This is a genomic window from Vibrio sp. 10N.261.51.A4, from assembly GCF_041471945.1.
Taxonomy (GTDB): domain Bacteria; phylum Pseudomonadota; class Gammaproteobacteria; order Enterobacterales; family Vibrionaceae; genus Vibrio; species Vibrio crassostreae_C.
The window spans coordinates 90,886-104,935 of sequence record NZ_JBFRPJ010000047.1; the positions used below are offsets into that span (position 1 = coordinate 90,886).

Sequence of the window (14,050 nt, forward strand, 5' to 3'; positions counted from 1 at the left end):
TCGCGCACCTTAATGTTTGATCGCTAAATCCAAAACTCCGACCTAATCAGTCGGAGTTTTTGTCTGTGCTCGTTTTTTCTTCCCAAACCCAAACTTAAACCTAAAACTAGGCAAATGGTTATGTGATGCTAACCAATACTGTCAATATGAATGACCACAGAGTCCGGTCGCCAGTATTCCAACTCGCAGTCCATCAACTCGCCATCTTGCTTGTAGTTCACACGGCAGATCTTCAGCACCGGTTGACCCTCAGCCAAATTTAATGCCTTGGCGACATGCGCAGGGGCAGAGGTGGGTATCACATCAAAGCGCGATCGTTTGGTCTCGTAGCCGTATTTTTCTCGGTAGATGCCTGTCAGCGACATGGTGAGGTTTTCTGACAACACCTTCTCAAACAACGGCGCTTTTAAGACGTTTTCAACAAACAGCACCGCTCTGCCATCAATAAAGCGTAATCGCTCAATCACGTGTATCGGGGTTATCTGTTCTATTTCTAATGCTTTGGCGTAATCGCCTGCGGCCATTTCTGTGCGGGTGCTGAGCAACTTGGTTGCTGCAATACGATGTTGTTCGCGAATCATTTGATGAAAGTGAGAACGTGACAATGGGTTATAGCGAACACGTTCGGGTGACACATACCAGCCACGGCGCTCTTCTCTGTATATCAAACCTTCGGTTTCTAATGACACCAATGCATCTTTGAGCGTGATTCGTGTGGTGGAAAACAGCTCGCTAAGGTTTCTTTCGGATGGCAGTTTTTGCCCTTCAATGAAGATACCTGATTGAAGCTGCTCTCGAATACTCGCCTTAATTCTTCCTAACTGTGTCCCTGATTGCCCGGTGCCCAATGTTCTCATTACTGATCTAGTCCATAAGTTCGTGTGCTTAATAAGGTAAACCATGGAGTTAACAGGAATGTGACAGTAAACAATGGCTTATTGTCATATGAGTGAAATATAACTGCCACGTAAATGCACTCGAACTGTCAAATAACTTACGGCAAACCGTCACATTCCGGCTATAGCATACAAAACGAACTTACTGACCTAGTCCAGAAGGATAGAGACAATGAAAACTTTGCTTAGCCGTTCAACTGTATCGCCAGCTAAATTAATCGGTTCACCTGCAAAATTGATAGGCACAACCGCTAAATTGATTGGTGTAACAGGACTTACGGCAACACTTTCAATGCCAGCGATGGCGAAGGATGCTGATCTTGAGTCACTGATTGAAGCCGCTCAAAAAGAGGGTGCAGTTTACAGTGTGGGTATGCCAGACAGTTGGGCAAACTGGAAAGGCACATGGACTGACCTGAAAGCAAACTACGGTTTGAAGCATCAGGATACCGATATGAGCTCGGCTCAGGAGATCTCGAAATTTGAAGCAGAGAAGAAAAACGCAACCGCTGATATTGGTGATGTGGGTTTCGCATTCGCACGTGTGGCTGTAAAGAAAAACGTCACTCAGCCATACAAACCAACTACTTGGAATGACATTCCAGACTGGGCAAAAGACAAAGATGGTCATTGGGCTCTGGCTTACACAGGCACCATCTCTTTCATTTCCAACAACAACCTTGTTGAAGATGCGCCGAAAACTTGGAGTGACTTACTAGAAGGTGACTACAAAGTCACAGTCGGTGATGTAGGCGTAGCCGCGCAAGCAAACAACGCAATTCTAGCGGCTGCATTTGCTAACGGTGGTGACGAGTCGAACCTAAAACCAGCGATTAAATTCTTTGGTGAGCTAGCGAAACAAGGCCGTCTGTCTTACACAGATCCAAGTATCGCGAACCTTGAAAAAGGCGAAGTGGAAGTGGCAATCATGTGGGATTTCAACGCACTGAACTACCGCGACAAGATCGACCGTGAGCGCTTTACCGTAAGTATTCCACAAGATGGTTCAGTGATCTCTGGTTACACCACCATCATCAACAAATACGCGAAAAACCCGAACGCGGCAAAGCTGGCTCGTGAATACATCTTCAGCGACCAAGGCCAAATCAACCTAGCAGAAGGTTACGCGCGCCCAATCCGTAGCAGCGTTACGCTACCTCAATCAGTACAAGACAAGCTGATCTCAAACGATGAATACAGCAATGTTCACCCAGTGACTGACTTCTCAGCATGGGAAAAATCAGCACGTCGCCTGCCACGTCAATGGCAAGAAAGCGTATTGATTCACCAGCAATAACCCCGCTTAACACACCACCTTCAATAGGTGGCTTATAGAAACAAGCAATAGAGAATAGACCATGAGCAATAAGGTTATCCTTGTTGTTCTAGATGGACTGAACTATCAGGTAGCCCGTGATTGCATGGGCTACCTGAACGGTCTTCTAGAACTAAGCGATATGCATGAGAAACAGGGCGATTTGCAGAATAAACAGAGCACTTCGCAGAGCACGCAAAAAAACAAGCTGCGCGCCACGCTTTACCCTGTGCAGTGTGAGCTGCCATCTATGTCCCGTCCACTGTATGAGTGCATTTTAACTGGGGTTCGCCCTGTCGAGAGTGGCATCGTCAACAATCAAATCGTGCGTTTATCGAATCACGAGTCGGTATTTAGCTTGGCGAAGTCGCAGAACAAAGTGACGGCTGCAGCGGCATATCATTGGGTGAGCGAGTTATATAACCGAGCGCCATTTGATGCAGTACGTGACCGTTTCACCAACGATGAAACCATGAACATCCAACACGGTTGTTTCTACCACTGGGACCACTACCCAGATGAAGCCTTGTTCTTGGATGCTGAGCACCTGCGTGTCACTCATCAGCCGGACTTCTTGTTGATTCACCCAATGAACATTGACGATATTGGACACAAGCATGGGTTGGATTCTCGCCAGTACCGCAATAGTGCACGTGGCGCGGATATCTACCTATCAAACTATCTTGAGAAATGGGTAGATGATGGTTATCAAGTGATCATCACCAGTGACCACGGCATGAACAATGACTTGTCTCACGGTGGCATTCTGCCTGAAGAGCGTGAAGTACCATTCTTTGTGATTGGCGATAAGTTCACACACCAAGAATGTTCAGTGAAACAGACCGATATCTGCGGCAGCGTCTGTCAGTTACTCAACCTTGAACACGATAAATCTTACACTCAGGAATTGTTGGCCCTATGAGCAGTTCTGTAATCACGCAGAGCGATGGCTCTGCGCTTAAACCCAAAACCAAATCTTTGTTTCAACGTTTCAAGCCCGCTTTGTGGCTTGCGCCTTTCGCGCTGTTCTTCTACCTGTTCCAACTGGCACCTATGGTTTGGGTGCTGATCAACAGCTTCTTCTATGATGATGAGCTCTCTCTCGAAAACTATTCTGAAATATTCGACTCTGCCTTCATGATGCAGGCCTTCGGTAACAGTTTATGGCTGTCGATTTGGTCGAGCATTGTTGGCTTAGCGATTGCGACTCTGCTCGTTTCTTCATTGCGCCGCGTTGATTCTAAAATCCGCGATGCGGTGATTGCGTTTACAAACATGAGCAGCAACTTCTCTGGTGTGCCTTTGTCGTTCGCCTTCATCATCATCTTGGGCACTAATGGTGCGATCACCTTATTGCTCAAGCAGTATGGATTACTGGGTGATTTTGACTTGTACGGTAAGTGGGGTTTGCTAGCGATTTACATCTACTTCCAGATCCCGTTAGCGGTTTTATTGCTGTATCCCGCGTTTGATGCCTTGAGTGACAATTGGCAAGCAGCTTCGGCATTGCTTGGTGCGAAAACTTGGCAGTACTGGACCAAAATAGCGCTGCCTGTGCTATCTCCGGCTTTGTTCGGCACCTTCATCATCTTGATTGCCAATGCGATTGGTGCGTATGCGAGCGTGTATGCGTTGACCTCGGGCAACTACAACGTGATTACGATTCGAATTGCGAGCTTGGTATCGGGCGACCTGTTCCTAGAACCCAACCTAGCTGCCGCAATTTCCGTGATTCTGATGGCGATGCTGGCCTTCATCACCGTGATTAACCAATGGCTGATCAGCAAAAGCTACGCAGGGAAGAGAACGTAATGAACACCGTAAATACTCGCTTTCATAAAACGGTTGTCTATTCGATTGTCGGCACCATGATGATTCCGATCTTAGCGACCTTTATCTACTCGATCTCCTCGCGTTGGGGCGCCACTATCCTGCCGGATGGCTTCACGTTAGATTGGTACATCAACCTGCTGACCGATCCTCGCTTCTTACAAGCCTTTGGTCGTTCACTGTTTATCTGTGTGGCTGCGCTGTCATTGAGTGTGGTGTTGGTTCTGCCTGCGATTTTCGTGGTGTTTTACTATTTCCCGAAACTCGACAAGGTGATGAATATCCTCATCTTATTGCCGTTCGCAGTGCCGCCAGTGGTGTCGTCGGTGGGTTTGCTTCAGCTGTATGCCGATAGCGAAATCTCACTGATAGGTACACCATGGATTCTGATTGGTACTTACTTCACCATCGCGCTGCCATTCATGTATCGCGCGATTGCCAATAGCTTTGAAGCGATCAACCTGCACGACTTGATGGACGCTGCTCACCTGCTCGGTGCAAGCACCACCAAGGCGTTCTTATTGATTATTCTGCCAAACCTTAAGAAAGGCTTAATGGCGTCGCTGTTCTTATCGTTTTCGTTCCTATTAGGCGAGTTCGTGTTCGCCAACATCTTGGTAGGAACACGCTACGAGACACTGCAAATCTACCTATACAACATGCGTCAAACCAGCGGCCACTTCACGTCAGCCCTAGTGATGACGTACTTCCTGTTTATTTTCTTACTGACTTGGTTGGCAAGTCGTTTCAGCCAGGGAACAAAATAATGAGCTATGTAAATGCGAAAAACCTCACCAAGCGCTTTGGTGACAACACGGTGTTTGAAGATATTGAATTTTCCATCGAGAAGGGCGAATTCATTACTCTGCTTGGCCCAAGTGGCTGTGGTAAATCGACTCTACTGCGCAGCTTGGCAGGCCTGAATCCTGTTGATGGTGGCGAGATCTGGGTCAACGGTGAAGAGATTACTCACCAAGTGCCACAACAGCGTGGCATCGGCATGGTGTTTCAATCTTATGCGCTGTTCCCGAACATGACGGTTGAAGGCAATATTGCGTTTGGCCTTAAGATGAAAAAGCTTGCTGCCGACGAGATTAAACGTGAAGTCGCGAAAGTGATTGGGCTGGTGGACTTAACGGGCAAAGAGAAGTTCTACCCGCATCAGTTATCGGGCGGTCAGCGTCAGCGTGTTGCCTTGGCAAGAGCCTTGGTGGTCAAGCCGCGTATTCTATTGCTCGATGAACCGCTTTCTGCACTGGATGCCAAGATCCGTAAACACCTACGCCAACAGATCCGAGATATTCAAAAAGAGATGAACCTGACCACGATCTTCGTGACCCACGATCAGGAAGAAGCGATGATCATGTCTGACCGCATCTTCTTGATGAATAAAGGTGAGATCGTACAAGCGGGGACACCCGAAGAGATTTACACTCAACCTGCCAATGAGTTTGTTGCTGGGTTCATGGGGCACTACAATCTGGTGCAAGCGAACAAAGCCAAGCAACTTTTCAATATTGAAACCGAGTGGAAAGTGGCGATTCGCCCTGAATCTATCTACGTGAAAGAGCAAGGCCGACAGTATGGCGAGCATATCTCTGCGCCGAAAACGGGCACAATTCGTAACCACCAGCTCTTGGGTAATGTGATTCGCTACCAAGTGGACGTCGATGAATGTGAATTAACTGTCGATTTACTTAACCGTTCCTCTGAGCGACTGTTGGCAAACGGCAGCCAACTTGAACTCCTGTTTAACCTTAACGAAATTCAACCTGTGAGAGCCTAAGATGTTCAAACCTTTGTATGTATTTGATATGGACGAAACGCTGATCAATGCCGATGCAGCGATGCTTTGGAATGAATTCTTGGTTGAAAAGGGCATTGCCACTGCGCCCAACTTTATTGATGAAGATAAACGCTTAATGGGCCTGTATTCGGAAGGCAAACTGAACATGGAAGATTACCTCACGTTTTCCATGCAGCCATTAGCCGATATGCCAACAGAGCAAGTCACCGCCTTGGTGGAAGAGTGTGTTGAACAGCATATTTTGCCTAAACAGTTCAAGCAGTCGAAACCTTTGATTGAGCAGTTAGAGCGTGACGATATCGACATGTTGATCATCTCAGCCAGCGTCACTTTCTTAGTAGAAGCGGTCGGCCGTAAGATTGGTATCGAGAATGCACTCGGTATCGATTTGGTCGAAAACCAAGGCCGTTTCACGTCTCAGATCTTTGGCGTACCAAGCTACCGTGAAGGCAAAGTAACGCGTTTGAAAGAGTGGTTAGACAATCAAGAAACCAACTACTCAGATATCCACTTTTATACCGATTCAATCAACGACTTACCTTTATGCGAACACGCGGACTTTGCTTACTTGGTGAATCCATGCCCTCGTTTGAAATCACTGGCTGATCAACCGAATTGGTCGATTCTCAACTGGGATTGACGCTGATCCCATCTTTGAATTATGTTCGCTTTAGAACGAAAAAGCCGCTGATGAAAGCGGCTTTTTCGTTCGTATTATTCTATTTCTAGTTTGTAACCTATCCCGTAAATGGATTTAATGTAGTCACATTTTTCATTTATCGAGACCATTTTTTTACGTAAGTTTTTAATATGGCTATCGATAGTGCGATCACTGACCACTCTTCTATCGTCGTAGATTTTATCAATCAATTGATCGCGACTATAAATGCGGCCAACATTTTGATAAAGAAGGTGCAAAAGCCGAAACTCAGCTGGCGTTAAACTTAGCTTAATACCACATAGGACGGCGGTCATACTCAATTCATCAATATCAATGGCGTTCGTTGCTGACGTGGCTTGGGGCTTGTTGGAACGGCGCAAAATATTTTTCACCCTCACGACTACTTCTCTCGGGCTGTACGGCTTACATATATAATCATCTGCACCCAATTCAAGCCCAACGAGTCGATCGATCTCTTCGACCTTGGCTGTCGCCATAACCACAGGGATGTCACTGAACGTTCTCAGCTCTCGATAAATATCCAACCCGTCTCGATTGGGTAGCATTAGGTCGAGAATAATGAGTTTAGGCGATGCTTGTTTTACCCAGTCAATGACAAGATTACCATCGATAATATGATGACTTTCAAGGCCAGAGTGCTCTAAGTACTCACACAGTACACTTGCTAATGCAGGCTCATCTTCGACGACTAAGATCACGATTTTATTTCCTTTGGTAACGCTATGATGATTCGTAGTCCACCCAATTCTGAGTGGTCGGCAGTAATGTGTCCTTGGTGCGCTTCAACGATATTTTTACAGATAGATAAGCCAAGCCCAGAACCGCCACTTGAGCGACTGCGCGATTTATCAACGCGGTAAAGCCTCTCAAACAAACGCGGAAGTGATGCATCAGGTACACCTGGATCACTGTCTTCAACGTTGATAATAATACTATCACTAATGTCGGTAACATCTATCGATACATGCCCATTATCGCTAGTGTATCGTGCGCTATTTTCCAACAGATTCACAAACAGTTGTGTCAGTAATCTCTCATCACACGAGGTAAACAGTGGGGCTGAATGGTCATAGTGCTTTGTTAATGTGATTCTTTTCTGTTCTAAACGGATCGAGTTTTGAACGATCACAGAATCAATCAGTTTATGTATATCAACGTTGTTTTTAACATTGAGGTTAAATCCGATGTCATACAGGGAGAGTTGATGAAGATCCTCAACGAGTTGACCCAGTGTGATGATTTGTTGATGTAACGAGTCGATATATTTTGGCTCAGGAGATCGGATACCGTCTTGTAGCGCTTCTAGTTCACTTCTTAGCACGGTGATAGGCGTTCTAAGTTCATGTGAAATATCCGATAACCACTGTTCTCTAAGTGTTTTTTGTTTTCTTAGTGTTTCGACTACACCGTTGAATATTCCGATGAGATCGGACAATTCATCATTGCCGCTTTTTTCAATGTAGAAATCGAGATCGCCATTTTCGATAGATTTGGCACCTTTCGACAAAGCACGCAATGGTTTCAAAAATCGCCTAACAAGAAATAAAGCGATAAGGAATGAAAGCAACACGGTAATCGAAGCGATAGTGCTTACATGCGTCGTTTGTTGTTTGAAAAAGCTTTCTGCCAAAGGCCCTGATATTTCATCCATCTGGACGATGGAGATATACCCAATCACTTGATCATCCCGTGTTATTTCGACTAGTGCTTGATGCTGACCATCTTCAAGGTGATGTAGGTTTTCAGGAGGTCCAATTATAGCTCGCCCGTTTTGATCTAAAATGTTGAGTCGTTGCCAAATAGGTTGAAGATCTGGCGCTTCCGGCTCTCTTAATGGTGGTGGCGATGGGTGTCTGTCACGAGCATGTGGTCGTGAGGGGCCACCAATGCTACTGGCGATTAAATGTGGTTCACGTTCTAGCCGCCTCCACTTTTCGGAAGGTGAGTAATATTGCTTTAAGTTATTGGCGAGTTCTTGAGCTAGGGCAATCTCATTATTATTTGTGAAATCTTGGAGCCCTCTTTGAAAACTGGAGTTAATAAAATAGGTCAGTACAAAGAGCATGGTCACGCATACCATTAGTATTGAAACAAACAGTTTAGTGAAAATTGATATGCGCACGTTCTCTCCAGAAGTTAAAGTGAATTAGGACAGTAAAATGAATTAAGACAAAAGTGAGTTAAACCAATATTAGTCACCAATCGTGTGGGAAATGTGGACATTGATTTCTTTATTCATCTTAGGCCATGTATAAGCATCTTTTTGTTAGAAACGAATAGCGAGCTGACAGGGTGCTATACCCCATCAGCTCGCATTGAATTATCACTATTTTTGGATAACCCTCTAACAATTATTGACGTCTTGGTGGTGGCGGCGGAACTTCCTCTTCCGATAGACCACCGCTTCCATCTGCGTCTAGTTTGTCAAAGTCATCGGCGAGTGGACCTCTGAGCTCTTCTAATTGTAACTCGCCATCACCGTTTGCATCCATTTCTTCAAAACTTGGCATTTCTCTTGGACCTTCACGGCTTTCAGCACACGCTTGAAGCGCGAATATCGATGTCAGTAAAAGTAATGCTGTCGTGATTTTTTTCATAATTTAATTCCTATTCGTAACCAAATATAAGTGTATTTCTTTGACGCAAATAGGTTAGCGATCAAATTAGCAGAGAAAATGGATAAATCTAGGAGATGAAAGTTAGCGTTTAACTTTAATAGGGCATCAGTTCATCAGCCCATCAAGTCAGGTTGTTTAAACCTCCATTGTTTCTACATAGTTTCCACATTTTCTATTTTTATCCTAGTCCATTATTGAACTCATGAATTTAATGCCTTTAGCAATAAAGGCAGAAAGCTATCGTTGGTATTGAAATGGATTATTTTTTAGGAGCCGTAGAATGAAGGCAATGGTAAAAAAATCAGTCGTTGTCTCTTCTACGTTGTTGGTTGCTTCTTATAGTAACGCTGCTCTTTATAGGGTGGTTTTGGAGGAATCACCAGTAGAAACGGAATCGGTGTATGGGGTTGCAGTTGAACCAGAGCTTGGTACAACGGATTGCTTTAGTACCAGTTGTGGTGACACCGATTACGCATTCGCAGGGGAAGCTCAAAATGCAGAACCAGGTTTTTCCTTTAAAGAGGAGGTCCCTTTTGGTATCGACAACACGTTCTACTATTTGGATTATGACGATATCTATAGCTACTGCACAAGTGAACTTGGCTACGCGACTTGTGAAGCTTGGAGTTCTTTGTTGTGGTATGGCGATGAGGATGCAGGCATTGGAGGCTTGAGAAATGAGCGTGATGCATATTACGAGCTGAGCTATCAGACGAATTCCACGGCTTTCTATGACTCTTATTCGTTAAGTGATATCCCTGATGTTGGCAGTAATCCACCTGATGTGAGCCGTTATAGTTATTCCTTTGTTGATGGAACAGAGGAGAAGGTGATCACTAAAGTTGACGAGAATGGTTTTGTTCTTGGTAACACCAGCAGTGGTTATTACAGCTATAACAACCAATATATTCAGTTGTATAGGCAGCGTGGTTACTACGATACAGGCACTGAATTTACGGTTCTCCAACCTGAAGCCGATACCAGCATTACGATCAGCGATGCTGACGGCGAAGCGAATATAATCTCCCAAATGGGAAGAACGATGGCTTTTGATTCTTTCAGTTATGGAGGAGAAAGCTATGTGGTCGGAAGTGCGTCCGTTGCGACTTTTTATTACAGTGATGAGTATAAAGATTATGATTCTCCGTACACATCCGACAGTGATGCAGAGGATCTAGATAATTGTATCGATGAAGATATTGAGCCTGCTTTATATCCAGAGTGTCAGAACTTTGCTTTTGCTAATCGAGCTTTTGTCTGGAATATAACCGATGCGAATGGCCCCAATGATGATGGAAACCGTTTCTCAGTATCTGATTGGGAAACCAGTTCGACCTATTACTCTTACAACGATGATGAAGCTTCAGCACAGGCGAGTGTGAGGGCTGCAACGATTTCATCTAGAGGGACATATAGCTCTTATCCTGTTTTAGTTGGTTACAATACAGAGCTAGATGATTCTGATAACTTTCTTATGCAGGCTGCTGTGTTTAGGCCAAGCAGTACGTCAAATTTCAGCGTTTCGGAAAATGCTTGGACGACGACATTTATCGCTAATGCGACGGTAGAAGTGAGTGATTCATACATCCACAGTAATTCTGTCGCAACAGATATTAATGAAAACATGATGGTTATTGGTTATGCAAAACGAGATGGTGATTATCCGTCGGATCGTGTGTCTGACAATCGTATGTTTGTCGCTGATGCGAATGACACAACGCCAACAGCTACATTCTTCGCAAGTTTAGGTGAAGACATTTTCTTTGATAGTGCAGAAGGAAAAGCAAGTGAGATCAATAATTACAATGAAATTGTTGGCTATGTTGACGCAGAAACTCACTCTGAAGTAGACGGCAATGAAAGGAGGCATCGCGGCTTCATTTTCCCTTACAACGACATTGGTACCGATGCTGATAGACGTGCAAGATATAATGATCAAGCTTGGTGGTTAGACGACCTAACTAACGGTGGTGACTACAGTGATGCCAACAACCACTTTAGAATATTGGACGCAACCGACATTAATGATGCGGGTGTTATCTCAGGGACGGCAATACAATGTTTTGCGAGTGAAAGTAGCTCCTCTTCTATGGCTTATGATTCAACCGCGCACTTTGCATATTGTAATGATGGAGTAGGTGACGAGAGGGTGGTGGCTGTGAAACTTATCCCGATATCTGGAGCAACAAGTGAAGACATTGCTGAAAGAAGTGATGATAGCGCTGAAGATGTTGAACGTAGTGGTGCCGGTACCGGGTTATTGGTGCTTATCAGTTTGATGTCCGTGCTTTCTATGCGTTCAAGAGTATCTCGTCTGTAACTTTTTAAATTGATGAAGTTCAAAAGTCGCCTTCTTTTTCCGATAACATCGAAGGCGGCACTAAGTCGATGTTATCCCTTTCGCTTAAAAATCCACATGTAACAATTCAATAACATTTCTTGCTCGCCTGTAAATCAAACCACCCTCTTTCAATCCCTTGATAGCACTCATTTTCTTGTTGTGAGGTTTTGTGTGTAACAAATATTTTACAACTTGACGAGTTTTCAGCGTTACTGCCCATTTCCTTCCATCCATTCCAATCTTTCCGCTTGTGGGCCAAATTTAATCAAGGACAAAAATCACTTAACACAAAACCAGTAGGTACAAGGAGAAAGTTCATGGTGGAGTCATACAACCCGCTTGGCACAGATGGATTCGAGTTTGTTGAATACACGGCCGTTGACCACAAGGGAATAGAGCAACTTAAAGCGCTGTTTGTGTCACTTGGTTTTGCTGAGATCGCCAAGCACCGTTCAAAAGAGGCTTGGCTGTATCGACAAGGTGACATCAACTTTATCGTCAATGAACAGCCTCACAGCCAAGCGGAAGCGTTCGCTAAAGTTCACGGCCCATCGGTGTGTGGCATGGCGTTTCGTGTCAACGAAGCAACAGCTGCAATGGAGCAAGCGTTTAAGGGTGGCGGTGAAGAGTACAAAACAGAAATAGGGCCGATGGAGCTGAGTATTCCTGCCATTTACGGCATCGGTGAAAGCCTGCTCTATTTTGTGGATCGTTATGGCAAGCAGAGCATCTATGACGTCGATTTCCGATTCTATGACGATGCGGAACAGCGCATGGCCGAAGCCAATGTTGGCTTGTATGAAATCGACCATCTCACGCACAACGTGAAACAAGGCAATATGGATGTTTGGTCTGGGTTTTATGAGCGCATCGGTAACTTCCGCGAGATTCGCTACTTCGACATTGAAGGCAAGCTGACAGGCCTTGTGAGCAGAGCCATGACCTCGCCATGTGGCAAAATCCGCATCCCTATCAATGAGTCTTCAGACGACAAATCACAAATCGAAGAGTTCATCCGCGAATACAACGGCGAAGGCATCCAACACATCGCGCTCGCAACGGATGACATCTACAAAACCGTGAAAACCCTGCGTGATCGCGGCATGGACTTTATGCCAACCCCAGATACCTATTACGAGAAAGTCGACGAGCGTGTGAAGGGCCACGGTGAAGACACCGATCTGCTGCGCGATTTACGGGTTCTGATTGATGGCGCGCCGACCAAAGACGGCATCTTGCTGCAAATTTTCACACAGACGGTAATTGGGCCTGTGTTCTTTGAAATCATTCAGCGTAAAGGCAACGAAGGCTTTGGTGAAGGTAACTTCAAGGCGCTGTTTGAATCGATTGAAGAGGACCAGATTCGTCGAGGAGTATTAGACGATGCATAAATGGATCTCGTTTCCTCATCGGGAGGGGGTGTGCTCTAAACAAGCGCACGCCGACTTCCCCGAAGAGGCAATTTATGAGCGAGAAGCGGGCCGAAGTGGATTCTTTGGCCCTGCCGCTCACTTTCATCACCAGCATGCCCCAACAGGTTGGTCGGAGTGGGAGGGTGATTTACGTCCTCGCGCTTTTGATTTTACGCTGGTGGAGAAAGCTAGCCAGATAACCCCTTGGGCGGTGCCTCATCTTTTGCACAATGCGGACTGCAAAATCCGTGTGTGGCGCATGGATGAGAAGATGGATTTCTTGGTGCGTAATTCTGACGGTGATGAGCTGCTGTTCATTCACCAAGGTAGGGCAGATCTCTATTGCGACTATGGTCATTTAGAGGTGAGTGAAGGGGATTACGTGATGATCCCGCGCTCAACCAATTGGCGCTTGGAGCCAAGTGAGCCGATGTTCATCTTGATGATTGAGAACACCGACGCGGCTTATTCCTTGCCTGAGAAGGGCATGGTCGGCAATCACGCGGTGTTTGATCCAGCGGTTCTTGAGATTCCTTCTATTAATGACCAATTCCGTGCTCAGTACTCAGAAACTCAAACCCAAGTTCAGGTGAAACGCCACGACAAAGTCAGTGTGATCACTTATCCGTTCAATCCATTGGATGCCATTGGCTGGCATGGTGATTTGGCCGTGGTGAAGGTGAATTGGCGCGATATCAGACCGCTGATGTCGCATCGCTACCACTTGCCACCCTCCGCGCATACAACGTTTGTGGGTGCTGGCTTTGTGGTGTGCACCTTTGTACCACGCCCGATTGAGAGCGATCCTGGTGCGTTGAAAGTGCCGTTCTACCACAACAATGACGATTATGACGAAGTGCTTTTCTATCACGCTGGTGACTTTTTCAGTCGCGATAATATTGAAGCGGGCATGGTGACCTTCCACCCTGCAGGCTTCACGCATGGGCCTCACCCAAAAGCCTTTAAGGCAGGGCAAGCGTATAAGAAAAAGTTCACTGATGAAGTCGCGGTGATGATCGATACTCGCCACGCGCTGCAGTTCTCTGATGAACTCGATAGCGTTGAGAACAAAGAATATGTCTACAGTTGGCAAGACACTGGTTTGCAAGAGACAGGTTCTCAAACCATGGCTGACGATAAGAAGTAAGG

13 protein-coding genes are annotated in these 14,050 nt (G+C 45.6%); 9 read left to right on the plus strand and 4 right to left on the minus strand.

All coding sequences use genetic code 11. The features are described 5' to 3' along the window. Window positions 1–128: 128 nt before the first annotated feature. A complete protein-coding gene (locus tag AB4384_RS11050) occupies window positions 129–857 on the minus strand; it encodes a UTRA domain-containing protein (protein ID WP_017065129.1) in 729 nt (242 codons plus the stop codon). A 211-nt stretch (window positions 858–1,068) separates the two neighbouring features. Between AB4384_RS11050 and AB4384_RS11055 the strand changes: the two genes are divergently transcribed. The 6 genes from AB4384_RS11055 (at window position 1,069) to AB4384_RS11080 (ending at window position 6,488) form a co-directional block, all read left to right on the plus strand. Beyond that, the gene (locus tag AB4384_RS11055; RefSeq protein ID WP_137001616.1) at window positions 1,069–2,193 is read left to right on the plus strand and encodes an ABC transporter substrate-binding protein; all 1,125 of its coding nucleotides are present in this window, start codon (window positions 1,069–1,071) and stop codon (window positions 2,191–2,193) included. A gap of 61 nt (window positions 2,194–2,254) precedes the next feature. Continuing rightward, window positions 2,255–3,133, plus strand: coding sequence for an alkaline phosphatase family protein (locus AB4384_RS11060; RefSeq protein WP_372129529.1), 879 nt, complete (start codon window positions 2,255–2,257; stop codon window positions 3,131–3,133). Further along, on the plus strand, window positions 3,130–4,023 hold the full coding sequence (locus AB4384_RS11065; RefSeq protein WP_372129531.1) for an ABC transporter permease: 894 nt from the start codon (window positions 3,130–3,132) through the stop codon (window positions 4,021–4,023). Before AB4384_RS11060 ends, AB4384_RS11065 begins: the two co-directional genes overlap by 4 nt. After that, a complete protein-coding gene (locus AB4384_RS11070; protein WP_102332327.1) occupies window positions 4,023–4,808 on the plus strand; it encodes an ABC transporter permease in 786 nt (261 codons plus the stop codon). The genes AB4384_RS11065 and AB4384_RS11070 overlap by 1 nt, the downstream gene beginning before the upstream one ends. Then, window positions 4,808–5,827 (plus strand): ABC transporter ATP-binding protein, encoded by a 1,020-nt coding sequence (locus AB4384_RS11075; protein WP_004732593.1) that lies wholly within the window; start codon window positions 4,808–4,810, stop codon window positions 5,825–5,827. The genes AB4384_RS11070 and AB4384_RS11075 overlap by 1 nt, the downstream gene beginning before the upstream one ends. A gap of 1 nt (window position 5,828) precedes the next feature. Then, a complete protein-coding gene (locus tag AB4384_RS11080; RefSeq protein WP_372129532.1) occupies window positions 5,829–6,488 on the plus strand; it encodes an HAD family hydrolase in 660 nt (219 codons plus the stop codon). A gap of 74 nt (window positions 6,489–6,562) precedes the next feature. On the opposite strand, the gene AB4384_RS11085 is transcribed toward AB4384_RS11080, so the two are convergent. The 3 genes from AB4384_RS11085 to AB4384_RS11095 form a co-directional block, all read right to left on the minus strand. Next, window positions 6,563–7,228: a response regulator gene (locus tag AB4384_RS11085; protein WP_010432275.1), complete on the minus strand. Its 666-nt coding sequence runs from the start codon at window positions 7,226–7,228 to the stop codon at window positions 6,563–6,565. Next, entirely contained in the window at window positions 7,225–8,595 is a 1,371-nt protein-coding gene (locus AB4384_RS11090) for an ATP-binding protein (protein WP_016767944.1), read from the minus strand. The genes AB4384_RS11085 and AB4384_RS11090 overlap by 4 nt, the downstream gene beginning before the upstream one ends. A gap of 286 nt (window positions 8,596–8,881) precedes the next feature. After that, a complete protein-coding gene (locus AB4384_RS11095) occupies window positions 8,882–9,127 on the minus strand; it encodes a hypothetical protein (protein ID WP_349663075.1) in 246 nt (81 codons plus the stop codon). Between the two features lie 301 nt (window positions 9,128–9,428). Here AB4384_RS11095 and AB4384_RS11100 point away from each other — a divergent pair, with 301 nt between their 5' ends. The 3 genes from AB4384_RS11100 to AB4384_RS11110 all read left to right on the plus strand — a co-directional run bounded on the left by AB4384_RS11100 (window position 9,429) and on the right by AB4384_RS11110 (window position 14,048). After that, window positions 9,429–11,468, plus strand: coding sequence for a DUF3466 family protein (locus AB4384_RS11100; protein WP_372129534.1), 2,040 nt, complete (start codon window positions 9,429–9,431; stop codon window positions 11,466–11,468). A 338-nt stretch (window positions 11,469–11,806) separates the two neighbouring features. After that, window positions 11,807–12,880: a 4-hydroxyphenylpyruvate dioxygenase gene (gene hppD / locus AB4384_RS11105; RefSeq protein ID WP_372129536.1), complete on the plus strand. Its 1,074-nt coding sequence runs from the start codon at window positions 11,807–11,809 to the stop codon at window positions 12,878–12,880. Then, entirely contained in the window at window positions 12,873–14,048 is a 1,176-nt protein-coding gene (locus tag AB4384_RS11110) for a homogentisate 1,2-dioxygenase (protein ID WP_372129538.1), read from the plus strand. The genes hppD and AB4384_RS11110 overlap by 8 nt, the downstream gene beginning before the upstream one ends. Window positions 14,049–14,050 lie beyond the last annotated feature (2 nt).